This is a genomic window from Curtobacterium sp. WHRI 8282 (assembly GCF_040223925.2).
In the GTDB taxonomy this organism is placed as follows: domain Bacteria; phylum Actinomycetota; class Actinomycetes; order Actinomycetales; family Microbacteriaceae; genus Curtobacterium; species Curtobacterium flaccumfaciens.
The window spans coordinates 250,114-274,623 of sequence record NZ_JBEHCD020000003.1; the positions used below are offsets into that span (position 1 = coordinate 250,114).

27 protein-coding genes and 1 riboswitch are annotated in these 24,510 nt (G+C 73.1%); of the genes, 9 read left to right on the forward strand and 18 right to left on the reverse strand.

All coding sequences use genetic code 11. The features are described from left to right. Window positions 1–13: 13 nt before the first annotated feature. On the forward strand, window positions 14–826 hold the full coding sequence (locus tag ABRP24_RS12085) for a ParA family protein (RefSeq protein ID WP_027465232.1): 813 nt from the start codon (window positions 14–16) through the stop codon (window positions 824–826). 728 nt (window positions 827–1,554) lie between these two features. Here ABRP24_RS12085 and ABRP24_RS12090 read toward each other — a convergent pair. From ABRP24_RS12090 to ABRP24_RS12110, 5 genes are all read right to left on the reverse strand, one after another. Continuing rightward, complete coding sequence (locus tag ABRP24_RS12090) at window positions 1,555–2,115, reverse strand: MerR family transcriptional regulator (protein ID WP_027465231.1); 561 nt, start codon at window positions 2,113–2,115, stop codon at window positions 1,555–1,557. Between the two features lie 184 nt (window positions 2,116–2,299). Beyond that, entirely contained in the window at window positions 2,300–3,004 is a 705-nt protein-coding gene (locus ABRP24_RS12095) for a MerR family transcriptional regulator (protein ID WP_027465230.1), read from the reverse strand. Next, complete coding sequence (locus ABRP24_RS12100) at window positions 3,004–3,483, reverse strand: FHA domain-containing protein (RefSeq protein WP_051596676.1); 480 nt, start codon at window positions 3,481–3,483, stop codon at window positions 3,004–3,006. Before ABRP24_RS12100 ends, ABRP24_RS12095 begins: the two co-directional genes overlap by 1 nt. Before the next feature lie 158 nt (window positions 3,484–3,641). Further along, window positions 3,642–4,652 carry an iron chelate uptake ABC transporter family permease subunit gene (locus tag ABRP24_RS12105; protein ID WP_349848407.1) on the reverse strand — a complete coding sequence of 337 codons (1,011 nt, stop codon included), beginning with the start codon at window positions 4,650–4,652 and terminating at the stop codon, window positions 3,642–3,644. After that, window positions 4,649–5,683, reverse strand: coding sequence for an iron ABC transporter permease (locus ABRP24_RS12110; RefSeq protein ID WP_083404249.1), 1,035 nt, complete (start codon window positions 5,681–5,683; stop codon window positions 4,649–4,651). The genes ABRP24_RS12105 and ABRP24_RS12110 overlap by 4 nt, the downstream gene beginning before the upstream one ends. A gap of 159 nt (window positions 5,684–5,842) precedes the next feature. Between ABRP24_RS12110 and ABRP24_RS12115 the strand changes: the two genes are divergently transcribed. Beyond that, window positions 5,843–7,333: a trypsin-like peptidase domain-containing protein gene (locus ABRP24_RS12115; RefSeq protein ID WP_349848409.1), complete on the forward strand. Its 1,491-nt coding sequence runs from the start codon at window positions 5,843–5,845 to the stop codon at window positions 7,331–7,333. Window positions 7,334–7,352: 19 nt separating this feature from the next. On the opposite strand, the gene ABRP24_RS12120 is transcribed toward ABRP24_RS12115, so the two are convergent. Beyond that, the gene (locus ABRP24_RS12120; RefSeq protein WP_349848411.1) at window positions 7,353–8,510 is read right to left on the reverse strand and encodes a hypothetical protein; all 1,158 of its coding nucleotides are present in this window, start codon (window positions 8,508–8,510) and stop codon (window positions 7,353–7,355) included. 88 nt (window positions 8,511–8,598) lie between these two features. Further along, complete coding sequence (locus tag ABRP24_RS12125) at window positions 8,599–8,856, reverse strand: hypothetical protein (RefSeq protein ID WP_231495650.1); 258 nt, start codon at window positions 8,854–8,856, stop codon at window positions 8,599–8,601. Window positions 8,857–8,889: 33 nt separating this feature from the next. Here ABRP24_RS12125 and ABRP24_RS12130 point away from each other — a divergent pair, with 33 nt between their 5' ends. Further along, a complete protein-coding gene (locus tag ABRP24_RS12130) occupies window positions 8,890–9,252 on the forward strand; it encodes an RNA-binding S4 domain-containing protein (RefSeq protein WP_027465224.1) in 363 nt (120 codons plus the stop codon). Here the strand turns inward: ABRP24_RS12130 and ABRP24_RS12135 are convergent. The 5 genes from ABRP24_RS12135 to ABRP24_RS12155 all read right to left on the reverse strand — a co-directional run bounded on the left by ABRP24_RS12135 (window position 9,246) and on the right by ABRP24_RS12155 (window position 13,536). Further along, window positions 9,246–9,620 carry a hypothetical protein gene (locus tag ABRP24_RS12135; protein WP_349848414.1) on the reverse strand — a complete coding sequence of 125 codons (375 nt, stop codon included), beginning with the start codon at window positions 9,618–9,620 and terminating at the stop codon, window positions 9,246–9,248. The genes ABRP24_RS12130 and ABRP24_RS12135 overlap by 7 nt on opposite strands. Continuing rightward, a complete protein-coding gene (locus tag ABRP24_RS12140; RefSeq protein ID WP_349848416.1) occupies window positions 9,620–10,555 on the reverse strand; it encodes a DnaJ domain-containing protein in 936 nt (311 codons plus the stop codon). The genes ABRP24_RS12135 and ABRP24_RS12140 overlap by 1 nt, the downstream gene beginning before the upstream one ends. Window positions 10,556–10,713: 158 nt before the next feature. Continuing rightward, window positions 10,714–11,790 carry a winged helix DNA-binding domain-containing protein gene (locus ABRP24_RS12145; protein WP_349848418.1) on the reverse strand — a complete coding sequence of 359 codons (1,077 nt, stop codon included), beginning with the start codon at window positions 11,788–11,790 and terminating at the stop codon, window positions 10,714–10,716. Continuing rightward, window positions 11,787–12,533, reverse strand: coding sequence for a phosphotransferase (locus tag ABRP24_RS12150; RefSeq protein WP_349848420.1), 747 nt, complete (start codon window positions 12,531–12,533; stop codon window positions 11,787–11,789). Before ABRP24_RS12150 ends, ABRP24_RS12145 begins: the two co-directional genes overlap by 4 nt. Before the next feature lie 106 nt (window positions 12,534–12,639). Continuing rightward, window positions 12,640–13,536 carry an NUDIX domain-containing protein gene (locus ABRP24_RS12155; RefSeq protein ID WP_349848422.1) on the reverse strand — a complete coding sequence of 299 codons (897 nt, stop codon included), beginning with the start codon at window positions 13,534–13,536 and terminating at the stop codon, window positions 12,640–12,642. A 68-nt stretch (window positions 13,537–13,604) separates the two neighbouring features. Further along, a riboswitch (TPP riboswitch) is annotated at window positions 13,605–13,700 on the forward strand. Here ABRP24_RS12155 and thiM point away from each other — a divergent pair. The 3 genes from thiM (at window position 13,689) to thiD (ending at window position 16,878) form a co-directional block, all read left to right on the forward strand. Beyond that, window positions 13,689–14,555 carry a hydroxyethylthiazole kinase gene (thiM, locus tag ABRP24_RS12160; RefSeq protein ID WP_349848424.1) on the forward strand — a complete coding sequence of 289 codons (867 nt, stop codon included), beginning with the start codon at window positions 13,689–13,691 and terminating at the stop codon, window positions 14,553–14,555. Its footprint overlaps the riboswitch before it by 12 nt. Then, window positions 14,552–15,304 carry a thiamine phosphate synthase gene (locus ABRP24_RS12165; protein WP_349848426.1) on the forward strand — a complete coding sequence of 251 codons (753 nt, stop codon included), beginning with the start codon at window positions 14,552–14,554 and terminating at the stop codon, window positions 15,302–15,304. Before thiM ends, ABRP24_RS12165 begins: the two co-directional genes overlap by 4 nt. Beyond that, on the forward strand, window positions 15,301–16,878 hold the full coding sequence (gene thiD, locus ABRP24_RS12170; RefSeq protein ID WP_349848428.1) for a bifunctional hydroxymethylpyrimidine kinase/phosphomethylpyrimidine kinase: 1,578 nt from the start codon (window positions 15,301–15,303) through the stop codon (window positions 16,876–16,878). The genes ABRP24_RS12165 and thiD overlap by 4 nt, the downstream gene beginning before the upstream one ends. On the opposite strand, the gene ABRP24_RS12175 is transcribed toward thiD, so the two are convergent. The 4 genes from ABRP24_RS12175 to ABRP24_RS12190 all read right to left on the reverse strand — a co-directional run bounded on the left by ABRP24_RS12175 (window position 16,823) and on the right by ABRP24_RS12190 (window position 18,662). After that, complete coding sequence (locus ABRP24_RS12175; protein ID WP_152378054.1) at window positions 16,823–17,332, reverse strand: metallophosphoesterase; 510 nt, start codon at window positions 17,330–17,332, stop codon at window positions 16,823–16,825. The two genes, thiD and ABRP24_RS12175, sit on opposite strands and share 56 nt — an antisense overlap. Next, the gene (locus ABRP24_RS12180) at window positions 17,329–17,799 is read right to left on the reverse strand and encodes a MarR family winged helix-turn-helix transcriptional regulator (protein WP_051596672.1); all 471 of its coding nucleotides are present in this window, start codon (window positions 17,797–17,799) and stop codon (window positions 17,329–17,331) included. The genes ABRP24_RS12175 and ABRP24_RS12180 overlap by 4 nt, the downstream gene beginning before the upstream one ends. 83 nt (window positions 17,800–17,882) lie before the next feature. Further along, entirely contained in the window at window positions 17,883–18,344 is a 462-nt protein-coding gene (locus tag ABRP24_RS12185) for a VOC family protein (RefSeq protein ID WP_111033788.1), read from the reverse strand. 21 nt (window positions 18,345–18,365) lie between these two features. Continuing rightward, window positions 18,366–18,662: a GNAT family N-acetyltransferase gene (locus ABRP24_RS12190; RefSeq protein ID WP_027465216.1), complete on the reverse strand. Its 297-nt coding sequence runs from the start codon at window positions 18,660–18,662 to the stop codon at window positions 18,366–18,368. Between the two features lie 75 nt (window positions 18,663–18,737). Between ABRP24_RS12190 and ABRP24_RS12195 the strand changes: the two genes are divergently transcribed. Continuing rightward, window positions 18,738–19,373 (forward strand): NAD(P)-binding domain-containing protein, encoded by a 636-nt coding sequence (locus ABRP24_RS12195; RefSeq protein ID WP_349848431.1) that lies wholly within the window; start codon window positions 18,738–18,740, stop codon window positions 19,371–19,373. Window positions 19,374–19,517: 144 nt separating this feature from the next. On the opposite strand, the gene ABRP24_RS12200 is transcribed toward ABRP24_RS12195, so the two are convergent. Further along, a complete protein-coding gene (locus ABRP24_RS12200; protein ID WP_349848433.1) occupies window positions 19,518–20,486 on the reverse strand; it encodes an aldo/keto reductase in 969 nt (322 codons plus the stop codon). Between the two features lie 97 nt (window positions 20,487–20,583). On the opposite strand from ABRP24_RS12200, the gene ABRP24_RS12205 reads away from it, so the two are divergent. Then, window positions 20,584–21,780, forward strand: a complete 1,197-nt coding sequence (locus ABRP24_RS12205) for a hypothetical protein (protein WP_371836753.1) — start codon at window positions 20,584–20,586, stop codon at window positions 21,778–21,780. A 224-nt stretch (window positions 21,781–22,004) separates the two neighbouring features. On the opposite strand, the gene ABRP24_RS12210 is transcribed toward ABRP24_RS12205, so the two are convergent. Beyond that, the gene (locus ABRP24_RS12210) at window positions 22,005–22,862 is read right to left on the reverse strand and encodes a LysR substrate-binding domain-containing protein (RefSeq protein ID WP_017886578.1); all 858 of its coding nucleotides are present in this window, start codon (window positions 22,860–22,862) and stop codon (window positions 22,005–22,007) included. Window positions 22,863–23,031: 169 nt separating this feature from the next. On the opposite strand from ABRP24_RS12210, the gene ABRP24_RS12215 reads away from it, so the two are divergent. Further along, window positions 23,032–24,354, forward strand: a complete 1,323-nt coding sequence (locus tag ABRP24_RS12215; RefSeq protein WP_071247258.1) for an MFS transporter — start codon at window positions 23,032–23,034, stop codon at window positions 24,352–24,354. Window positions 24,355–24,510 lie beyond the last annotated feature (156 nt).

Sequence of the window (24,510 nt, forward strand, 5' to 3'; positions counted from 1 at the left end):
AACGTTGCTCAACGTGCATGTACTCAGCGTGAGCTCCCTCAAGGGTGGTGTCGGCAAGACGACGGTGACGCTCGGCCTGACCTCGGCCGCGTTCGCCAAGGGACTGCGCACGCTGGTGGTGGATCTGGACCCGCAGTCCGACGTCTCCACGGGCCTCGACATCAACCTCGCCGGCCACCTCAACGTCGCCGACGTCCTCGAGAACCCGAAGGAGAAGATCGTCCGTCAGGCGATCGCCCCCTCGGGCTGGACGAAGGGGTCGCAGGGCAAGATCGACGTCATGGTCGGATCGCCCTCCGCCATCAACTTCGACGGGCCCCACCCGTCGATCCGCGACATCTGGAAGCTCGAAGAGGCCCTGGCCAACGTCGAGCAGGACTACGAACTCGTCCTCATCGACTGTGCGCCGTCACTGAACGCCCTCACGCGCACCGCGTGGGCCGCGTCCGACCGCGTCACCGTCGTCACCGAGCCCGGCCTGTTCTCCGTCGCCGCCGCCGACCGTGCGCTGCGCGCCATCGAGGAGATCCGCCGCGGACTCTCCCCGCGCCTGCAGCCCCTCGGCATCATCGTGAACCGTGCCCGGGTGCAGTCGCTCGAGCACCAGTTCCGCATCAAGGAACTCCGGGACATGTTCGGCCCGCTGGTGCTCTCCCCGCAGCTGCCGGAGCGCACGTCGCTGCAGCAGGCGCAGGGTGCCGCGAAGCCGCTGCACGTCTGGCCCGGCGAGTCCGCGCAGGAGATGGCGAAGAACTTCGACCAGCTGCTCGAGCGCATCATGCGCACCGGCAAGATCGGTCCGTACGCCGAGGGTGGCGCCGCGTAGGTCGGTGTTCGTGCGGTCGCGGCGCGGTCGCGGTCGCGTGACATGCCGCTCACGTCCGCCGAACGGTCACCACCTGTCGGCCGACAGCGTCGCAGCCGACGGTTCGTGACCACTCGACGACCCGCACACGGCAGTTCGGGACCAAGCGCAGACTGCCGGGAGGCCCATCCCGGCTCCGGCAGACACGCCCGGCCTCGGCTCGCCGCGCGGTCACAACACCCCGCTCACGGCCGCCGAGCGGTCAACAACTGTCGCCCGGCAGCGTCGCAGCCGACAGTTCGTAACCACTCGGCGAGGCACACACGACGGTTCGCGACCACGCGCACACCGCCGGGAGGCCCGCCCCGGCCCCGGTAGACACGCCCGGCCCCGGCTCGCCGCGCGGTCACAACACCCCGCTCACGGCCGCCGAGCGGTCAACTGTCGCCCGGCAGCGTCGCAGCCGACAGCTCGTGACTACTCGGCGACGCGCTCACGACGGTTCGCGACCACGCGCAAACCGCCGGGAGGCACGCCCCGGTCCCGGTAGACACGCCCGGCCCCGGCTCGCCGCGCGGTCACAACACACCGCTCACGTCCGCCGAGCGGTCACCAACTGTCAGTTTGGAGCGCCGCAGGCGACGGTTCGTGACCACTCGGCGACGCGCACACGGCGATTCGCGACCGTTGGACCCGAACCCGAACCCGAACCCGAACCCGAACCCGGGCCCGAACCCGAACGCGAAAGGTCAGGAAGCGCGGGAAGCACGACGAGCGGCGAGCTCGTCGGAGGGGTCGGCCGCCGCGGTGGCGTCGAGCTCGACCAGGGAGCTCTCGACCTCGCGCAGGACCTTGCCGACCGCGATGCCGAAGACACCCTGGCCGCGTGACACGAGGTCGATGACCTCGTCGTCGGAGGTACACAGGTACACAGAGGCGCCGTCGGACATCAGCGTGGTCTGCGCCAGGTCGGAGACGCCGGACTCACGGAGCTGGTTGACCGCGGTGCGGATCTGCTGCAGCGAGATGCCGGTGTCGAGGAGGCGCTTCACCAGCTTGAGTACGAGGATGTCGCGGAACCCGTACAGGCGCTGCGACCCGGAGCCGGCGGCCCCGCGGATCGTCGGCTGCACGAGTTCGGTGCGGGCCCAGTAGTCGAGCTGTCGGTACGAGATGCCGGCTGCCCGTGCGGCGACGGTGCCGCGGTAGCCGTTCTGCTCGTCGTGCTCGGGCAGACCATCGGTGAAGAGCAGCCCGAGGTCGTACCGGGTCACATCAGACTCGGTGCCAGGGGTGTCGTTCCCACTCATGAGCTTGCCTTCCACGACGATCGAGCTCCCACCCGAAGCTTCAACGACGGGTTGAGAGTTGTTCCGAGGTCCACGGTAGCGACTCCGACCGCTCCCGCGCGGGACATCCGACCCGGCGCGTCCGGCGTGTCGAGGATACGCCTCGGCCACTGACACACAAGCCCCGTCGGAGCACCGGACGGTGTCATGCGTCGAGACGACCGATGGCCTGGCGGATGAGGTTCGACCGGATGATCTCGAGGTGCCCAGCGATCTCACGCGCGAGTTCGGTGGCCTTCGCCCGCGAGGTGGCGTCGCCCCGGCGGGAGACCGGCATGAGGGCGGACTCGATGAGACCGACCTCGCGCTCGGCGGTGCTGCGCAGCGTGCGGAGGTGTCGCGGTTCGATACCCGTGCGCTGCAGTTCGACCAGGGCCTTCAGCACGGAGACGCCGTCGTCGCCGTAGGTGTCGGTGGCTGGGAGCAGCGACGCCGAGACCGCGTCGGCGAGGAGCATCGGGGAGGCTCCGGCTGCCCGGACCGTCTCGTCGCGGGTGTACCGACGCTCACGTCCGAGGATCGACGGCTTCGGCGCGTCGCCTCCGCCGGGCAACACGGGTTCGCGCCCGGCATCGAGGTCGGCGAGGTACTCCTTGATGACCTTGAGCGGCAGGTAGTGGTCGCGCTGCAGTCCGAGGATCACCCGGAGCCGCTCGAGGTCGGCAGCGGAGAACTTGCGGTACCCACTGGCCGTGCGGATCGGGGTGACGAGCTCGCGCTCTTCGAGGAACCGCAGCTTGGAGCTCGACAGGTCCGGGAACTCGGGCTTGAGGCGAGCGAGGACCTGCCCGATGGTGAGCAGGTCCGGTGCCGCGGACCCCGCCCGGGCCGCAGCGGACCGTGCGGCCACTACGCGTTCGCCAGGCGCGCCAGGTCGACCCGAGATGCGTAGAACGTCAGGCGGAACTTGCCGACCTGGACCTCGGCCCCGTCGGTGAGCAGCGCTTCGTCGATGCGGACACCGTCGAAGTACGTGCCGTTCAGGGAACCGTTGTCCTTGACGCTGAAGCTCGTGCCGTGGCGCAGGAACTGCGCGTGCTTGCGCGACACGGTGACGTCGTCGAGGAAGATGTCGGCGTCGGGGTGCCGACCGGCCGTCGTGACGTCGGAGTCGAGGAGGAACCGCGCACCCACGTTGGGGCCACGACGGACCACGAGCAACGCCGAGCCGGAGGGCAGGGCGTTGACGGCTTCACGTTCTTCGGTCGAGACACCGGACTCGGCGGTGAGCGCCGCGCCCATGTCCATGCTGAAGGTCAGCGTGGTGTCGACCAGCCGCTGCTCCGGGGTCTTCTGACCGCCCGGCTGCGGGACCACTGGATCTGGCATCGGTGGACCTCCTCCTCTTGGCCCACCAGCGTATCGGAAACGAAGGCCCGAGCGGCAGCCCCGATCTGGGACTGTGGAGGGACTTCCGCGATCCGCGAACGCACGAGCCGCGTCAGCGACCCGTGGAACCCGAAGTCATCGACTCGTGCGACCCGTCGTCACCGGCCCCGCGCGAGCAACCAGAGCAGGTACGGCGCCCCCACGACGCCCGTGACGACCCCCACCGGCAGCGCGTTGCCGGGGATCACGAACTGGGCGAGCAGGTCGCTGCCGAGCGTGATCGCGGCACCGACGGCTGCGGCCGGCGCGAGTGCGACCCGTCCGCCGCCGACTAGGCGTCTGGCGATCGGCGCGGCCATCAGCGCCACGAACGAGACCGGCCCCGCCGTGGCGACGGCTGCGGCGGTCAGGCACACGGCGGTGAGGAGCAGGAGCACCTTCGCCCGGTCCGGCCGGAGTCCGAGCGCGGCGGCGACCTCGTCGCCGAGGCTCAGCACCTGCAGGCGTGCGGACTGCAGCAGTGCGAGCACGCCGAGCACGACGAACGCGATGGCGAGCACCCCGACCAGGTCGCGGTCGACGGCGTTCAGGCTGCCGGAGAGCCAGAGCAGCGCTGTGCCGGCCTGGGTGACGGTGCCGCTCGTGAGCATCCAGCCGGTGATGCTCAGGCAGATCGCCGCGACACCGATGCCGACGAGGACGACCCGGTTGCCGGTGATCCCCCGTCGCCAGGCGAGCCCGGCGATGACGATCGAGACCACCACCGCGCCGACGAGCACGACCGTGAAGAGCGTTCCACCGCTGGCACCGAACAGCACGATGGCGGTGAGTCCGGCGGCACTGGCCCCCGAGGTGATCCCGATGACGTCGGGACTCGCGATCGGGTTCCGCACGACGCTCTGCACGATCGCGCCCGCGATGCCGAGACTCGCGCCGACGAGGACGGCACCGAGCACCCGCGGCCCGCGGAGCTGCCCGATGACGAAGTCCGAGATCCGGTCCCCCTGGCCGAACAGGGAGGCGAGCACCTGGCCCGGGGTGAGCGGGATCGAACCGGCGCCGAGCCCGACCAGGACGAGCACCACGACGACCACGACCACGGCGACGAGCACCGCGACCTCACGACGAAGTCCCGAGCGCAGCCCGACGGAACCGAACAGCCGCCTCACAGTCCCCGCACCACCCTCGACCGCACGAGCGCGATGAACACCGGCGCCCCGATGAGCGCCGTGACGATGCCGACCTGCAGCTCCCCCGGGTACGCCACGACGCGGCCGATGACGTCGGCGACGAGCAGCAGTGCGGGGGCGACGATCGCCGACAGCAGGATGGTCCAGCGGTGGTCGGGGCCGCTCAGCCGGCGGACGGCGTGCGGCACGGCGAGCCCGACGAAGGCGATCGGCCCGGCGGCGGCCACCGCGGACCCGGCCAGCAGCACCGCGACCAGACCGCCGACGGCGCGGACGAGCACGACCCGCTGCCCGAGCGACGCCGCGAGTTCGTCCCCGAGCGCGAGGGTGTTGAGCGATCGACCGAGACCGAACGCGATCACCAGCCCGACGAGCACCGGCGCCGTGATGATCCCCGCAGTGCCGAGGTCCTTGCCGGCGAGGGCACCGACCTGCCAGAACCGCAGCTGGTCGAGCAGGCTCTGGTCGGTCACGAGCACCGCGGTGGTGACCGACGACAGCGCTGCGGCGACCACGGCTCCGGCGAGGGCGAGTCCGACGGGTGAGAGGCCGCGACGGGCGACGGTCGCGATCCCGTACACGAGCAGTGCGGCCAGGGCTGCCCCGACGAACGCGAACGGCAGGTAGGCCGCCGTGCCGCTCACGCCGAAGAGCGCGATCCCGGCCACCACGGCCAGGGTCGCTCCGGAGTTGATGCCGAGGACGCTCGGGTCGGCGAGCGGGTTGCGCGTCACGCCCTGCATGACCGCCCCGGCCACCCCGAGCGCGGCCCCGGCGAGCAGTCCGACGACGGTGCGGGGCACACGGTTGCCGAGCACGATGAGCCCGACCTCGTCGCTCCGACCGGGGTGCATCACCGTGTCGAGGACGGTGCCGAGCGGGATCGGCCGCGAGCCGTACGCGATCGAGAGCGCACACGCCACGGCGAGGACGACGACCGCCAGCACGGTCGCACCGACGAGTCGGGGGACGGAGCTGGGAGCCGGGGGCGTGGACGTCGACGGAGGCATGGAAGTAAGGCCACCCTAACGCCGGGGCCCCACTCGGCGTCCCCCGAGCAAGCCCGGAGCGTGCGCAGGGTTCGTTCATAGGCTCGTCATGGGGAAGCGCTCTGTACTGGTCTCCATCGACGCCCGACCGGGCCGTCGAGGGACGACCGGAGAGCACCGATGAACGAGACCCCGAACCCCGCAGCCGCCGACCACGACGAGAACGGCACCCCCGCCGCGCAGCAGCAGGCTCCCGGGATGCACTGGGAGGCGCCGCACGCCGACCCGGCCTCCCTGCGCCCGGCGTACGCGTTCGACGGCTCCGGTCCCTACCTCTACGGCCCCGACGGCTCCGGCCCCTACGCCTACACGCCGGACGGCCGCGGCCCCTACCTGATCGGCAGCCCGGCCCTCGCCGGCGCGAACCACGCCTGGGCGTACTCAGCGGCGACCGCGAACCACCCCGGTACGACGAAGCGACCGCGTCGGCTCGGGCTGATGATCGGCTCCGGCATCGCCGCGCTCGCCATCGTCGGTGCGGCCGGTGGTACCGCCCTCGGCCTGTCCTCGCAGGGGACGACCACGACGTCGAGCCAGTCGCAGGGCACCACCACGCTGCCCGGCACCGGATCCGGCACCGACGACACCGGCGGCACGGGCAGCAGCGACGGCACGAACGGCTTCACGGTGCCCGGCGACGGCACCGGGAGCGGCAGCGACACGGGCACCGGCACCGGCACGACCCAGTCCCCCGCCACCGCGGCGACGGCCGCCGACAAGAAGGGCGTCGTCACCATCAACACCGTCCTGAACTACGACGAGTCGTCGCAGGCGGCCGGCACCGGCATGGTCCTGACCTCCGACGGCACGATCCTGACGAACAACCACGTGATCCAGGGCGCGACGAGCATCACCGTCACCGACGAGACCACCGGCAAGGAGTACAAGGCCGACGTGGTCGGGGCGGACGCCACCAACGACGTCGCCGTGCTGAAGCTCGAGAACGCCTCCGGGCTGTCCACGGTCACGCTCGACGACGACGGCGAGCCGAGCACCGGCGACACCGTCAAGGACGTCGGGAACGCCGAGGGCACCGGCAACCTCGTCGCCGCCGAGGGCACCGTCACCGCGACCGACCAGGACATCCAGGTGCAGAGCGAGTCCGGCACCGGCACCGAGTCCCTGACCGGCCTGATCGAGATCTCGGCGGACATCGTCTCCGGTGACTCCGGCGGGCCGGTGCTGGACAGCGAGGGCGAGGTCGTCGGCATGGCCACGGCAGCGTCCTCGGGCACGGCCGACGTCACCGGCTACGCCATCCCGATCACCACCGCGAAGACGATCGCCGAGAAGATCCTCGCCGGGGAGTCGTCGAGCACGATCACCATCGGGCTGCCCGCGTTCCTCGGGGTCCAGGTCAGCAACACCACCGGCACCACGGGCGGCGTCGCCGTCGCCGGCACGGTCGAGGGCTCCGGCGCCGCGAGCGCCGGCCTGACCGCCGGCGACACCATCACGAGCATCGACGGCACCGCCGTGACGAGCTCGGACCAGCTGACCAAGGTCGTCCAGTCGCACTCGGTGGGCGACAAGGTGAGTGTCCGCTACACCGACAGCACCGGCGCCGCGAAGACGGTCACGATCACCCTGAGCGCCGGCCCCGCCGCGTAGCGGGAGAACGCAGGCGCGCTCAGCCCAGCAGCGCCCGCACCACCGACCGGTAGACGTTGGCCGGGGAGTCCGTCCGGAAGGCGGTCTCCCCGGCCTTCGTCGTGCCCACCCGTGCGAATCCGTGACCCTCGGCCCGCACGATCGTGATCGGCTTCGGCTTGCCCGGTCGTCGCAGGTACGAGACGGTCCACGGCGCAGCCCAGAACCGCGCGAGGCGCGGGTCCGCCTCCGCGAGGGCCTCCGGCAGGTCCGGTGCGTCCGGACCGCCGGCCAGCTTGCGGCCGAGCAGGTGCCCTGGGAGCGACCCCGTGCGGAACGGGAAGGTCCACGTCGGACCGATGCCGAGCCTCCCGGCCATCAGCGCGACGGCCCGGTCCGGCGTGACGGACGCGACCACGGCGCCCGCCGCGTCGGTCCCGTCGACGACGGTCTGCGACCAGGCCTGGAGGCGCGGCTCTCCCCCGTCGGACAGGTGCTGTTCCAGCGTGACCGGCTGGGCATCGCCCTGCCAGGGTTCGAGCAGGGTCTGGGTCGACTCCGGCAGCGTGCCGAGCCGGCCGACGAGGCCCGCCTCGATGAGTTCGCGGCCCGCCGCGGTGCGGAGGAGCGTGGGGTTCCACCGGCGTCCGGCGAGGCTCTGCAGGGTGCCGATCGCGTCCGTGCTGAGCCGGGGGCCCTCGAGCGGTGTCGTCGGGGCGGGGGCCGGCAGGGGTTCGAGGTCACGCTCGGGGCGGACCGGAACCGTCTCGGTGGCGCGGACACTCTCGAGGACGGCGAGCACGAGGTCGTCGGTCTCGAGCAGCCGGGCGAGCGGGCGTTCGATCGTCAGGTCGACGCGGTGCCGACCGGTGACGAAGAGCAGGTGGGTGCCGGCGACGTCGCCGTGTTCGTCGGGCCGGACGTACTCGACCAGCCGGGCCGGGGCGCCGGCGGTGGTCCACGGGTCGCAGCCGACGAGCAGCAGGCCCTCGACCGAGCCGGGCAGCCGCGCGAGCAGGCCGGTGTTCTCGTCGCCGATCGCGCGGTCGCTGGGTCGGGATCGAACGGTGAGGACGACGTCGTCGCCGGTGACGCGCAGGTCCGCCTGGGCTGTGTCCTCGCGGCGCCAGGAGTCCGGGCGGCGGAGGGTGAGGCGGGCGGTGCGGTCCTCGGTGCCGAGCGGGACGGGGACTGCCATGGGATGAGCGTATGTCGGGAGCGGGGCGCGGGGGCGTGCGGCTCGCCGGGGTGGCTCGGGTGGGCTCGCACCAGACGCGGCGAGCGCGTCAGCGCCGCGCAGGCCGCGCGGGAGGGGGCGGCGGGACGGGCTTCGCGGCGACGACGTCGGCGAGCCGGACCTCGACCGGGCCGCGGCGGGTCGCGATCGTCACGGCGGCGGGCGTCCGGGCGACCAGGTCGCCGAGGGCGTCCTGCGCACCCTCCCCGTGGTGCGCCCGGACCACCAGGCGGTCCCCGATCGCGGCGTCGTGCAGCACCCCGAGCGCACGGGCCCGGGCGATCGCAGCCTGTTCGTCCGCATGCACCGCCCCAGGGTACGGGCCGCCTAGAGTGTCGGCATGGAGAAGGCCCGGGTCGACAGCTGGATCTGGGCCGTCCGGATCACCAAGACCCGGTCGGCCGCAACTGCCGCGTGCAAGGCCGGGCACGTCCGGGTGAACGGGGAGCGGGCGAAGCCGGCGCAGCCGATCGGCCCCGGTGACGAGGTGCGGGTGCGCCAGAACGGCTTCGACCGCATCGTCGTGGTGACCGGCATCATCCTGAAGCGGACGAGCGCCCCCGAGGCCGCGAAGCACTTCGAGGACAAGACCCCGCCGCGGCTGTCGAAGGAAGAGGCCGGGTTCGTCCCGATGCGCGACCGCGGGGCCGGACGGCCGAGCAAGCGGGAGCGCCGCGACCTCGAGAAGCTCCGCGGCTACTGACGCTTCGGCTTGCCGAACGGGTCGATGACGACTTCGAACTCCGTCTCGCCGTCCCACTCGACGGTGACCGGCTGCCCGGTCCAGCGGGCCTCGAGGTGACCGTCGTCGTCCTCGTCGGAACCGCACAGGGCCGAACCGCTCGGCACCCGCTCGATCGCCACCCGTCCCGCACGGCCGACCGCGTACAGCTCGACGACCCGTCCACGGATCGACTGCGTCCGCTCCGAGTCGTGTCGGACCTCGCCGAACCGCCGTGCTCCGTCCGCGGAGACGACCCAGTACTCCACGGCGTCGCCGATCTCGACGGCCGGGCCACAGCACTCGTGCTCCCAGCCGCCGATCTCGACCACGACGTGCGACGCGGACATCAGACGAAGCGGACGGTCTGCTGCAGGCGGTCGCGGATCTCGAACACGTCGACGGATCCGGCCGGCGACCAGACGCCGCCCAGCACCTGGGCGAGCGCACTGCGACGGACGACGAGCGCGGTGGGCTTCTTCGGGGAGCCCACGAGCTGCACGTCCTCGGTGACGGCGGCGTCCGGCACGACGAGCAGCCGCCCGGAGAACCGAACCCGGGTCTGCTTCTGCACGGCGCGGGCCGCGCGGACGAGTTCCTTGACGGGTCGCTCCCCCGGTGCGAGCGTCTCGCCGACGATCTCGCCGTGCTCGACGCGGACCGGAGCGCCCCAGTCGATGGACTCGACGGCCCAGAGTCCGCTCGGGGTCAGGACGGCGTGGTCGAGCTTGCCCTCGGCCCCGGCGTCGAGGTCGTGCCACACCGTGACGCCGATCCCCATGTCGGAGACGATCAGGGCGGTCGCCTCTTCGGCCAGGGCATCGGCGAGCAGCCGTCGGATGTGCCGGGGTGCGGAGCGGATGAGCGTGGGGTCGTAGGGGTCTTCGATGGGGTCGCCGAGGCCGACCCACTCGCGCTCGGCCTGCAGGAAGACCTCGCGCGACCGACCACCGGGGTGTCCGTGGGACCGTGCCCGGGGGCGGGTGTCGCGACGCGCTGCCGGGGGTGCGTAGGCGTCGCGACCGGTGTCGCCCCTGCCGGTGGAGCCGGAAGCACCGAACGAAGCCGACGCCCGGGACCCGATGTCGTACGCACGCCGGGCTTCCGGCGTGCCGATGCGCTCCCACGCGAGCTGGACCTGGCGGAAGCGATGGGCGTCGCCGCCGAGGTCGGGGTGCGTCTCGCGGGCCGCCCGCCGGTAGGCGCGACGGAGCGCGTCGTCGTCAGCCGTCGCGGGGACGCCGAGGACTTCGTAGGGGGTGGCGTCGGCCGGGCTGTCCGTCATGGCCCTGCGACATTACCGGAGGCAGTGTCGGAGTCCGCCGCATGGTTGCTGGGTACGGTCTGGGCCCACGCCGCCGGTTCCGCACCGACGCGCCAGCGGCGGGGCGGCCGTGCCGGTGCAGTCTCGGACCGTCGGCACACGGTCCGCAGGTGGTCGCGTCAGACCACCGTGGTCACGACCGGAGCTCCGAGGAACGCCGCGTACCGCGCGGCCGCAGCCTCGAGTACACGGACGGACGACGCGTCGAGGGCGACGAAGGGTGTGACGGTGACGAGGTGCTCGCCCCGGCGCTCGGTGCGCTTCCAGGTGCCGACGACGCGACCCCGGACGACGGCCATCGGCAGGAACACGCCGTTGGCCCCGGGGACGACCCGGTCGGCGTGGGCGGGGTCGAGCTGCGCGGACCGGTCGGCGTACCCGAGCAGGTACTCGTCGAAGCCGGGGAGCAGGTGCCCGGTGAGGACGCGCGCGGCTGCCGGCCGGTCGGCGAGGGCGAGGAGCCCGTCGCCGAGGTCCTCGACCGCGTCCCCCGCCACGGCTCGGGCCCGGCGGAGGTCACCGAGCGGCAGCTTCGTCCAGCTCGCGGCGTCGGCCTCGGTCGCGGGGCCACGGCCCCGCAGGTACCCGAGCAGGACCCGGCGGAGGGCTTCGTCGCGGTCCGGCGGGTCAGCGGTGGCGGGTGCCCACTCGTCGAGCAGCACGAGCCCCTGCCCGACGCGGGCGGTGGGACCCCAGGCGACGAGGCGTTCCTGCGCGAGCTGCAGGACCAGGTGGTAGCCGCGACCTCCGGCCGGGTCGATGCCGGCAGCGCGGTACGCGGCGAACAGGTCGTCCCGGACCAGCGCACGGCCGCCCTCGAGGGCCGCGATCGTCGCCTCACGGGCCAGACCGAGCAGGGCGTCGTCGATGCCGAGCTCGGCGGCGCGTCGGGCGATCGTGCGGAGGGTCCGCTCAGCGGTGAGCGAGAGCAGCAGGCGCAGGTCGTCGGGGCGCAGGGCGTGCAGGGTGCCGCGCATCGGCCACGAGCGGACGAGTTGCCCGCGGTCGAAGGCACCGCGGACGTCGTCCCGCGTCGATCCGGGAGCGCGGACCCCGATGGCCCAGAGCACCTGACCGAGGTCCTGCCCCTGCACCGCCAGCATCCGCTCGACGACCTCGGTGGGGCGCAGCCCGGGCGCCGCGATGCCCTGCGCCGCGAACCGCGCCGTCCGGAGCCGCGCGGGGCTGGTGGTCACGCGACGGCGGCGGTGACGGCGTCGGCCTGCTGCTCCAGGTAGGCGACGTCGGCGCGGTACAGGTCGGCGTGGCCGTGCTGCAGGTCGCTGACGAACTTCGGGTTGCCGGCGGCGGCCTCGTGCTCGATCGTCGTGACGAGCGCGACGAGGGACGCGATCATCGTCTCGGCCAGGACGCTCCGGGAGCGGTCGTCGAGGGCGTAGGCGCGGCAGAACTCGGCGGCCCGTGCGAGCCGCTCGTCGAGGTCGGGGGCGGTCGATCCCTCGACGGCGCCGGTGGTGAACGGCGCGAACCGGTAGACGGCACTCGCGACGTCCCAGACGCGGGGCCCGGGGTGCGCGGTGTCGAAGTCGATCAGGCCGACGGCGGCGATGCCGTCGTAGACGCAGTTGTACGGGGCGAAGTCGCCGTGCACGATCGTCTCGACCGGAGCACGGTCGGCCTGCGACCAGAGGTCGTCGGTGGCGCTGCGCGGGAAGCTGGCGGCGGCGTCGTGGAACTGGCGGAGCAGGCGGGCGCTGGTGACGAGGGCCGCCTCACTGGCGATGTCCTCGGTCCAGGGGTACTCCCCCGCGACACCGGGGACGAACGAGACCGTCTCGAGGGTGTCACCGAGGGCGATCGGTTCGGGGGCTGCGACGAACCCCTGCTCGTGCAGGTGGGCGAGCAGCCGGTGCACCGTGGGGGTCCACGGCCCGGCGGGGCGGTGGACTCGGTCGTCGGCCCTGGTGATGCGCTCCAAGGGGAACCTCCTGCGTGTTGCGTCTCCGTTGACGTGAGGGCCAGCGTACCGGCAGCGACCGACGGCCGCTCCGCGACCATCCGGAACACGGCGGTCCGAGTGGCGGCTACAGCTGGTCGCGCAACCAGGACGGCCCGTGGACGACCGCGCCGAGGGCCTCGACGCGGTCGCGGAGCTCGCGGTCGGCCGTCACGACGACGACCGGCCCGTCGCCGGCCTGCACCGCGGCCCGCGCGGACTCGACGATCGCGTCGTCGCCTGATGCCGGAGCACGGACGACGTCGACACCGCCCGTGTCGGCGACGTCCGCAGCGGCCCGGGCCTCCCCCTCGAGCACCACGGTCCACCGCGGCCACCACCGGGCGAACGGCAGTTCGAGCAACGATGCGGACACCCCGCCCGCGGCGAGCGCCGACACCTGTGCGAGCAGGCGTGACGCGGCGCCGGCTCGGTCCTTCCACCAGCCGTCGGGCACGCTGCCGACGACGTTCGCCGCATCGACGACGACGTGCGGTGCGGTCGCGACCGTGGCGCGGAGCGCCGGCCACGACCTGCCGAAGCCGGGGTGCAGGGGCAGGTCGTCGACCTGGTCGATCGGGATCCACGACAGGGCGAGGCTCTCGCGGTCGGCGATGACGGGTTCGAAGGGTCGGGAGGCGCGCCCCACGACGGTCGTGTAGGTCCAGAACCCCAGGTCGAGCAGTGCCGTGTGGCGCAGGGCGATCGCGTCGTCGGGCACACCGGCTTCCTCGGCGGATTCGCGGAGGGCGGCGGTCACGGCTGCTTCGCCCTGGTGCCGTGCGCCGCCGGGGATGCCCCAGGTGCCGCCGTGGTGGCTCCACTCGACGCGGTGCTGCAGGAGCACGCGGCCGGCGCCGTCGTCGACGAGCAGGCCGGCGGCGCCGAAGCGTCCCCACGCCTTGGTGCCGTCGGGGCCGACCGCCCAGGCGTCGCCGGGGTCGCGGGGGCCGGGTGGGGGCCCGGGGGGCGTTGCATCTGGCACGGTCCAACCCTGGCACACGGTGCCCGGAGCGGGCCTCGAAGTGGTCACCGGGCGTCGTGTACGGTGTCGCTCGAGACACGGGGTGCCGCATCCAGCGGCTGAGATCACACCCGTCGAACCTGCTCGAGCTCGTACTCGCGAAGGGATCGTCCATGGAAACCGCTGCGCCCTCCCCTGCCTGGGCCCACCGAACCGCCGAACTGCTCGAGGCCGTGCGTGCCCGGGCCCCGCTGGTGCAGTGCATCACGAACACCGTCGTGCAGAACGTCACGGCGAACGTGCTGCTCGCACTCGGGGCCTCGCCCGCGATGGTCGACGTGGCGACCGAGGCGGGGCCGTTCGCCCGCGTCGCGGATGCCCTGCTGGTGAACACCGGCACCCCGCACGCCGAACCGCGGGTCGCCGCGCTCGAGGCCGTGCACGCGGCCCGTGACGCGGGCACCCCGTGGGTCCTGGACCCGGTGGCCGTCGGTTCGCTGCCGGTGCGGACCGCCCTGGCGCGTGACCTGCTCGCGCTGCGCCCGACGGTGCTGCGGGGCAACGCGTCCGAGGTGCTCGCCCTGCTCGGCGACTCGGCCGGTGGCCGCGGGGTCGACAGCACCGTGGGCACGGAGGACGCCCGGGTCGCGTCCGTCGCTGCTTCGGACGGGAGGCTCGTGGCCGCGGTGGCCGTGTCGGGTGCGGTCGATCTGCTGGTCGCGCCCGGCATCGGTGTGGTCCGGGTCGCGAACGGGACCGACCTGCTGACGCGGATCACCGGTGGCGGGTGCGCGCTCGGCGCGGTCGTCGCCGCGTTCACGTCGGTCGCGCCGGAGGACGCGGGGGCCGCTGCCGTCGCCGCCACCGCGGTGCACACGATCGCCGCCGAGCTCGCGGCACGGGACGCCGGCGGGCCGGGGACCTTCCAGCCGCTGTTCCTCGACCGGCTGGCGTCGCTGACCCCGGAGGACGTCGTCCGCGAGGCCCGGATCACGGTCGAGACGGCTCCTGCGGTCGACGCCCGGGCGGTGTCGGCGTGAGCGGGCTGCAGTCTGCGGGGTTCGGCGTCTACCTGGTGACCGACGGTGCCCTGGCCGACCGGCACGGCATCGGGGTGCTCGGGGTCGTCCGCGCCGCCGTGCACGCCGGGGTCCGGATCGTGCAGGTGCGGGACAAGGACGCCTCGGCGCGTGACCTGCTCGCCCTGACCGCCGCGGTCGCCGACGCCGTCGGGGACCGCGCGAGGGTGGTGGTCGACGACCGGCTCGACGTCGTCCTCGCCGCACGGCACGCGGGACACCGGGTCGCGGGCGTGCACCTCGGCCAGTCCGACGTCCCCGTCACGGCCGCCCGTGCCCTGCTCGGAGCGGACGCCCACGTGGGCCTCACGGCGAACACGTTCGCGCACCTGGCTGCCGTCGAACGACTCCCCCGCGGCACCGTGGACCTGCTCGGCGTCGGGGTCGTGCACCCCACAGCGACGAAGGCCGACCACCCGCCGGCCCTCGGCCACGACGGGTTCGCCCGGTTGGCCGCCGCCACCGACCTGCCGTGCGTGGCGATCGGCGGGGTGACCCTCGACGACGTCGTGCCGCTCCGGGCAGCCGGTGCCGCGGGCGTCGCGATCGTGTCGGGCATCTGCGCCGCGGCCGACCCCGGGTCCGCCGCGGCCGCGTACGTGGCCGCGTGGGGCCCTGGACCCGGCCACGCGACGGAGGCGGGGCGGCCCGCAGAAGGCGCACCGGTCCTCCCGGCCTCCACCTCCACGCGCCACCGGGCGGACGCATGAGCGTCCCACGGGTGCTGAGCATCGCCGGGACCGACCCGACGGGCGGGGCCGGGATGCAGGCGGACCTCAAGGCGATCGCCGCGCACGACGGGTACGGGATGGGGGTCGTGACGGCGCTCGTCGCGCAGAACACGCACGGGGTGCGGTCGGTGCACGTGCCGGACGTCGGGTTCCTGCGGGAGCAGCTCGACGCGGTGTCGGACGACGTCGTGGTCGACGCGGTGAAGATCGGGATGCTCGGCACCGCCGACGTCGTGCGGACCGTGACGGACTGGCTGCGGGAGCACCGGCCGCCCGTGGTCGTCGTGGACCCGGTGATGGTGGCGACGAGCGGGGACCGGCTGCTCGACGAGGACGCGGCGTCGGCCATGGGGGCGCTGTTCGCGCTCGCCGACCTGGTGACGCCGAACCGGGCCGAGCTCGTGGTGCTGGCGGAGCTGGCGGAGCTGGCCGAGTCTGGTGCGGCTGGTTCCGGTTCGTCTGCATCGTCGTCGGCTTCGTCGCTGGATGCCGCGCGTGCCGTGGCGGCGCGGTGGGACGTCCTGGTGCTGGCGAAGGGCGGCCACGACGAGGGTCCGACCTCCGACGACGTGCTCGTGGCACCGGACGGCACCGTGCGGGTGTTCACCGGCCCCAGGGTCGCGACGACGAACACGCACGGCACCGGGTGCTCGGTCTCCAGCGCGATCGCGACGCTCGCCGCACGGCACGGCGACTGGGAGCTCGCGGTCGGGGCGGCGAAGGAGTGGCTGACGGCGGCGCTCCGCGGGGCCGACGCCCTGACGGTCGGGAGCGGCAACGGCCCGGTCGACCACGGGGCGCAGGCGCGGGCGGCCCTGCCGGCGCTGTCGTACACGGACGTGTGGTGGGCGGATGCGGCACCGGTGCTGCAGGAGACGATCGACTGCGCGTTCCTGGTGGGGCTCCGGGACGGGACGCTCGAGCCGGAGGTGTTCGCGGGCTACCTGGCGCAGGACGTCCACTACCTGCGGGCGTACGAGCGGCACCTGGCGGCGCTCGGGGTCGGTGCACCAGGTGCCGGTTCGGATGCGGGTGCTGCCGCTGCTGCTGCGTTCTGGGCGGCTGCTGCGCAGGGGTGTGCCGACGAGGCCCGCGACCTGCACCACCGTCGGCTGGCCGGTTCGCACGCCGACGATCCCGTGCACCCCACGTGCGCCGGGTACCTCGCACACCTGCAGCAGGCGGCCGACTCCGGCTCCGCGGCGGTGCTCGCCGCCGCGGTGCTGCCCTGCTTCCGGGTCTACGCCTGGGTCGGGTCGCAGCTCGGGGTCGCTCCGGACGGGCACGCTTTCGCCGACTGGATCACGGCGTACGGGGACCCGGGGTTCGCGGCGTCGAGTGCCGAGGCGACCCGGCTCGTCGAGGAGCTGGCCCGTGCCGCGACACCCGACGAGCGAGGGCGGATGGCGCGGGCGTTCCGGCGTTCGACGGAGTGGGAGCTGGCGTTCTTCCGGATGCCGACGGAGGCACGCGACCGGGGCGAGCGGGCAACCGGGGCTAGCGGGCGACCGGCGGCAGCCGCACCAGTTCGACGGACAGCTCCGCGCCGCTGACCGTGCCGCGCATCCACGTGTGGTCGGGCTGGCGACGGCGGTCGGTCGGCGAGCCGGGGTTCAGCAGGCGCATCCCCGACGGTGCCACGGTGTCCCACGGGATGTGCGAGTGCCCGAAGACGAGCACGTCGGTGTCCGGGTACTCGGCGTCCATCCGCCGCTCCCGACCGGTCGACGCCCCGGTTTCGTGCACCAGGGCGAAGCGCAGGTCCTCGACGCCGAACCGGGCGACGAGCGGCAGTCGGTCGTCGAACTCCGGACCGTCGTTGTTGCCCCGCACGCCCTCGAAGCGGCGGGACCGCGCCTGCACGGCGTCGAGGGTGGCGAGGTCGACCCAGTCCCCCGCGTGCACCACGAGGTCGGCAGCGTCGACGTCGGCCCACAGCCCGGGCGGCAGGTCCTTCGCGCGCTTCGGCAGGTGCGTGTCGGACAGCAGGACGAACGACGTCGTCACGACTCGGTGGGTGCCGGCATCGGGAGCCCGGCCTCGTCCGAGGCGCCGAGGCGCTCCAGCAGCCCGGCGAGCAACGCGATGTCGTCGTCCGACCAGTCGGCGAGCCGTTCGTCGAGCGCGTCGCGGTGCAGCTGCACCGACCGTTCGAGCGCTGCGCGGCCGGCGTCGGTCGCCTCGAGCGGCTTCGCGTTGCCGCTGCCGCCGTCGGTCGTCCGCACCAGTCCGGTCGCGAGGAGCCCGGACAGCTGCCGCGAGATCGTCGAACGGTTCAGCCGCAGATAGCGGGCGATGTCGATGGCCATGCAGCCCGGGTGCTGCACGACGAAGTCGACGAGGGACTGGTCGACGACGCTCAACACCTGGTCCGAGCCCCGGGCACGGATGCTCGCCCGACGGGTGATGCGGGCGAGCTCGGTGTACGCCCGGCTGATGTCGCTGTTGCGGACCCTCGAACTCGGGTGGTCCATGGTGGCTCCAGCCTGTCTGTGCCGGCGCCGGCCGGCGGTCTTCTCGTCCGGTCACACTACCGGCGGGCCGGCGGAGAGTGGGGTCAGTGACCGGAGGCCGCGGCCTGCAGCGCGGGGATGTCGAGCTTGACCATCTGCATCATGGCCTCGAACACGCGGGCGTTGGCCTCCGGGTCGCCCGATCCGCTCATCAGCTCCCCCAGCATCGACGGGGTCACCTGCCACGCCAGACCCCAGCGGTCGGTCAACCACCCGCACGCCATCGGGCTCCCGCCGTCGGCGAGCAGGGCGTCCCACAGCCGGTCGAGCTCGTCCTGCGTGTCCACGTCGATCTGGAACGAGACCGCGTCGGTGTGCGGGTGCCCGGGGCCGCCGTTCATCGCGCGGTACGGAGCGCCGAGCAACGTGAACTCCACGACGAGGGCACGGCCGTCGGGCATCCGGCTGACGCTGTCGACGCGACTGTCGGGGAACAGTCCGACGTAGTATTCGGCGGCCTGTTCGGCCTGGTCGTCGTACCAGAGGAACGGGGTGATGGTGGGCACGGGAGCCCCTTCGTTCGGTGCTCAGTCCGCGGCGCTGCGGCTGAGCAGGTCGGCTTTCTCGGGGTGTTCGTCGAACCACTTGCCGACGAACCAGCACATCGGCACGATGCGCTTCGTGGTCGACGACTCGACGTCGGCGACGGCGTACTCGACGAGTTGCGCCGCGTAGCCGTGGCCGCGGTGCTTCGGGACGGTGTAGGTGTGCGGGAAGGCCACAGCGTCACCGTTCACCCGGTAGTCGAGCACGCTCACGAGCTCGCCGCCGACGTACATCGCGTAGCGGTCCTGGTCGGTCTCGTCGCGAAACTCGTGGTCCATGCCGCCATCATGCTCCCGGCGAGGCGTTCGTGCCCCCGGGGAATGCACGACGGCGGGCAGCGTTGCAGGGACACCATGACAACCATCGGAATCATCGGCGCCGGCAACATCGGATCCCAGCTCGCACGACTCGCGGTACGGAACGGCCACCAGGTCGTCATCGCGAACTCCCGCGGCCCGGAGACCCTGACCGACCTGGTCACGGAACTCGGCGACGGCGCACGCGCGGCGACTCGCGACGAGGCAGCCGCAGCGGGTGAGATCGTCGTCGTGACGGTGCCGCTCGCCGCGATCGAGACGATCCCCGTCGAGCCCCTCGTCGGCAAGGTCGTCATCGACACGAACAACTACTACTGGGAGCGCGACGGCCACATCGGCGCCCTCGACGACCAGTCGACGACCACCGCCGAGATGCTGCAGGACCACCTGTCCGGCGCCCGCGTCGTGAAGGCGTTCAACCACATCGGCGCCGACGATCTGACCGGCCACGCGACGCCGGCCGGCACCCCGGACCGTCGTGCCCTCGTCATCGCCGGCGACGACGACTCCGCCAAGCAGACCGTCGCCGAGCTCATCGACGCGTTCGGCTTCGACGTCGTCGACGCCGGGCCCCTCGCCGAGGGCTGGCGCATCCAGCGGGACACCCCCGGGTACGGCCCGCGGATGACCGCCGCCGAGCTGCGCGACGCCCTGGCCGCCGCGACGCGCTAGTCCTCGGCTCCGCGCAGCACGCCGCGCCACGCCGCCGTTTCGCGCTGAGCGACACCTCACGGGCTCCGCACCCCGTGACCTGTCGCTCAGCGCGAAACGACTCAGCGCGAAACGGCGCGAAACGAACCGGCGCGAAACGCCCGCTCAGGCCCGGTCGAAGATCGTCGTCATGTCGGCGATGTCGTCCTCGGTCGGCGTCCACGTCGTGCCGGCCTCGACGTTCTGCGTGATCTGCTCCGGCTTCGTCGCCCCCGCGATGACGCTCGACAGCCCCGGCTGCGCCAGGAGCCACGCGAACGTCGCCTGCAGCATCGTCACGCCCCGGTCGTCGCAGAACCGCTGGTAGTCGTCGAGCACGTCCCACGGGGCGTCCTCGAGCACCTGCGGCTTCGACGTCGTCAGCCGCCCGTCGGCCGGGCCGCCCGACTTCGTGTACTTGCCGGTGAGCAGCCCGTTGTACAGCGGGAAGAACGGCAGGAACCCGAGCGCGTACGCGCGCACCGCCGGCAGGACCTCGGCCTCGGCGTCCCGGGCGAGCGGGCTGTACTCGTTCTGCGCGGACACGAACGCGGTGGTGCCGGCGATCGACGCCGTGAGCTCGGCCTCGGCGATCTGCCACCCCGCGAAGTTCGAGTGGCCGACGTACCGGATCTTGCCCTCGCGGACCAGGTCGTCGAGGACCGACAGGGTCTCCTCGATCGGCGTCACGTCGTCGGGCCGGTGCATCTGGTAGAGGTCGATCCAGTCCGTGCCGAGGCGGCGCAGCGACGACTCGACCGCGAGCCGCACGTACCGACGGGATCCGCGGACGCCCCAGTCCGGGCCGTTCGCGCCCTGCATGTCCATGCCGAACTTCGTGGCGAGGACGATCTCGTCGCGCCGGCCGCGGATCGAGCGACCGAGCATCTCCTCGGACATGCCCGGCACGCCGCCGTAGATGTCGGCGGTGTCGAAGAGCGTCACCCCGGCGTCCAGGGCCGCAGCGACGACGGCGTCGGTGCCCTCCTGCGTCTCGGACGCGGTTCCCCGCCGCCCGAAGTTGTTGCAGCCGAGGCCGACGGTGGAGACGACGAGCCCCGAGGGGCCCAGGGGACGGTGTTCGATTCCGGTCATCACCCGAACGTACCGGCGACCCCGAACTGGGGCTGCGATCCGCACAGCGGTTGCCGCTACAACTGAGCATGGATCAGTCGACGGAAGGAGCGCCGCAGTGGCAGCGCATCGCATGCCCGAATCGGACCGGCCCCGTCGGCCCATCCCGGCCTGGGTGACCGCGCCGCCCGTCGACGAGGTCGCGCCCGAGCGGGTCGCCGCCGCCGGTCACGTGAACGCCTCCGGCCGGGAGGCCCGCCCCACCCCCGCCTCGTCACGCGCCGCCCACGCGGCGCCGGTCCCACCGACCACGGTCGCACACGCCAGGACCGTGCCCGCACCGACCGCCGAGCCCGCGTCGATCGCCGCCCTGGTCGAGGCCGACGCCCCGGTGCCCGACTTCCCGCCGCAGCAGGAACTGCTGCCCCCGGCCCCGACGTCGCCGAACGTGCACACCGTGCCGTTCGAGACCCCCGCGGTGCCGCCGTCGTCGGTCGTCCCCGCGTCCGGGCTCGTGGTGCCGGTCTCAGCGGTCGCCGCCGCACCCACCTCGGCGGACGCCGCACCGCTCGTCCCACCGCTCACCACCCCGTCGCCGGAGGCCGCCCCGGCACCGCCGACCGCCGCACCCGCGGTGCCCGTCGCCGGACAGCCCCGGTTCTCGGTGCCCGGCCTGGAACACGTGGTCGTCGAGGGCACCGAACCCGAGCCCGTCGGCCCGATCGGCTACCGGACGCCCCGACGCTTCGCCCACCAGCAGGCAGCCGCACGGTCGGCCGCACCCGCACGATCCTTCGACGCCGTCCTGCACGCGGCACCGGCCGCCGCCGCTCCCGGCAGCCCCGCCGTCGCGACCCCGAACGTCGACGCGACCACGGCCGTGGTCGCACCCACCCCGGTGCCGCAGGGTGCTGGCGGGGGCGAGGCGGGCCTCCCGACCGAACTGCTCGACCAGCCCGTGGCCGCAGCCGCCGCGCCGGAGCCGCGCCGTGCGCTCGGCGCGACCGCCGGTGCGGTGCTCGGTGCCGTCGCCGGGATCGCGACGATCGGTCTGACAGCCTGGTGGTTCACCGCTCCCGCGACCGTGCACGGTGTCGGTGTGGCGCTCGGACTGCTCGCGCTGGTGCTCTCGATCGTGACGCTGCGCGACCGGACGGCCACGTGGCAGCGGCCGGTCGCGCTGCTCGGCGCCGTGCTCGGTGGTGTCGGCACGGTCGTGCTGCTGTGGGCCGTCGCGGCGGCGCTGCTGCCGCTCGCGGGGGTGACGCTGCCGGACGTCACCGGCACCGGCACGACCCCGACGCTCGCTCCTTAGCGCCGCGCGGCCCGCGAGCGCTCGGACGCCGTCGTCTCGGCAGGACGCCGCGTCGACGTCGAGACGCCCCCGAAAGTCGAGGCGTCTCGGCGTCTCGGCGGCGGCGGGACAACACGACGGCGTCTCGGCGTCTCGGCGTCTCGGCGGCGGCGGGACAACACGACGGCGTCTCGTCGCGTTCACCATCCCGGAACACGACGGCGTCTCGGCGCCGATGCGCGCGCTCAGACGGCGCGGACGACCCCGCGGGACAGGATCGCGTTCGTCAGCGCGTCGATCGGCTCCCGCTGCACCGTCGGGTTGGCGATGAGGACGTAGTCCACCGCCGGCAGGTCCGGCAACCCGAGCCGCTGCGACACCTTCACCAGGTCGGCCGGGATCAGCGAGTGCGGGAACACCGCGACGCCGATGCCCGCGCGCACCGCGGCGAGCACCCCGTTGACGTCGCGGGTGTTGCAGGTGATCCGCCAGGTGCGGCCGGCGGCCTCGAGGGCGTCGATCGCCATCTGCCGGCTGATGCTCGGCGCCTGGTACGCGATGAGCGGGACGGGTTCGCCCGGTTCGAGGGCGATGCCGTCCTGCGCCATCCACACCATCTGGTCGGTGGCGACCCGGGTGCCCTCGGCGGACTCCCCCGCCGTCTGCTTGATGAACACCAGGTCGAGCTGTCCGGCGTGCACCCGGCGGAGCAGCGGTGACGACTGGTTCACCGTGAGCTCGAGGTTCACCTGCGGGTGCAGTCGTCGGAAGTCCCGCAGGATCCGCGGCAGCTGCGTGATGGCGAGGTCATCCGCCGCCCCGAACCGCAGCCGTCCGCGGGTGGCTGCGCCCGAGAAGTAGGCGTCGGCGGTGGCGTGCGCGGCGAGGATCGTCCGCGCGAACCCGGCCATCGCGTCCCCGTTGTCGGTCAGGGCGACGCCGCGGGTGTCCCGGGCGACCAGGGTGCGCGCCACCGCGGTCTCCAGGCGCCGCACGTGCTGGGACACCGTCGGCTGGCTGATGCCGAGCCGGGTGCCGGCCTGCGTGAAGCTGCCGGTCTCCGCCACGGCCAGGAACGTCTGCAACAGGACCGGATCGAGCACGGGGCACCTCGTTCGTTCGCGCGGCGTTCGCGGTCGTTCGCGCGGTCGTTTGCGCGGCCATTCGACATCGCAATGGAGTGATAGCCACCATAGGGGTATCGAATGGGCCGGCGCCACGTAGTTTCGTTGGGGTACCAGATCCACACCGACGTCCGGAGAACCCCGCACCGTGAGCGCGTCACCGACGACCCTCCCCCCGCCCACCGAACCGCTCCCGATCCAGGCCACGCGACCGCCGTGGCGCCACACGCTCATCGCCCTGTCCGTGCCGAACTTCCGGCTGTTCACGGCGACGAACCTGGTGGCGATGACCGCCGGCTGGATGCAGCGTATCGCCCAGGACTGGCTCGTGCTGCAGCTCACCGGGTCGGTCGCGCAGGTCGGCATCACGGTCGCCTGTCAGTTCGCACCGATGCTGCTGTTCGGGCTGCTCGGCGGCGTCCTGGTCGACCGGTTCTCGAAGCGCGCGCTCATGATGATCACGCAGGGAGCCTTCGCGGTGCTGTCCGCGCTGCTCGCCGTCCTGACGCTGGCCGGCGTCGTCGAGGCGTGGCACATCTGGGTGATCGCGTTCCTGGTCGGCATGGTCACCGTGATCGACAACCCGGCACGACAGGTGTTCGTCACCGAGATCGTCGGGCACAAGCACCTGCGGAACGCCATCAGCGTGAACTCGTCGGTGTTCCAGCTGGGCGGCATGATCGGTCCGGCGCTGTCCGGGGCCCTGCTCGTGGCGGTCGGCGCGGGGTGGTCGTTCGGTGTGAACGCGATCGCCTGCGTCGCCGTCGTCGTGACGCTCGGGTTCCTGAAGGTCTCGGAGCTGCACCGCACACCCCCGGCGCCCCGCGGCAAGGGGCAGCTCGTGGAGGGCCTCCGCTACGCCGTGCACAAGCCGACGATCATCGTGCCGGTGATCCTCGTCGCGTTCTTCTCGGTGTTCGCACTGACGATGCCCGTGCTGCTCTCCGCCTTCGCGTCACAGGTGTACGACGTCGGAGCCGGCGGCTACGGGGTCTTCAACTCCGCCGTGGCGATCGGCGCCCTGGTCGGCGCGCTGCTGTCCACCCGCCGGGCCGTCGTCCGGCTCCGCACCATCGTCGGCGGGGTGTTCTGGACGGGCGTGCTGCTCGTCGTCTCGGGGTCGATCCCGGCGATCGCCCCGTTCACCGTCGCGCTCGTGGCGGTGGGGATGTCGCAGCTGCTGTTCCAGACCGCGTCGAACTCGCTCGTGCAGCTGTCGTCGAACGTGGCGATCCGCGGCCGGGTGATGTCGCTCTACGTCCTGGTGCTGCTCGGTGGGCAGGCGATCGGCGGGCCCCTGATGGGACAGATCGTCGACCACTACGGCGCGCACGTGGGGATGATGGTCGCCGGTGGCGTGCCGGCAGCGGCCGCCGCGGTGATCGCGCTCGTGCTCGCCCGCCGGGGCGGCCTGCACCTGGCGGTGCGGATGCGCCACCACCTGCCGGTGCCGGCGATCGTCGCCCACTAGCGGGGGCCCTGGCGGTGGCCACCCGCCGGCCTGGAGGCCCGTGGCGGCCCCGCCCCGCGCCTCCCGTCCGCCCGTTGGTCGCGTCGGGCAGTGCGCAAAACACCGGTGTTCACGCTCGACGCCGCGGGATCCCGCGGTGTGTTCTGTGAACACCGG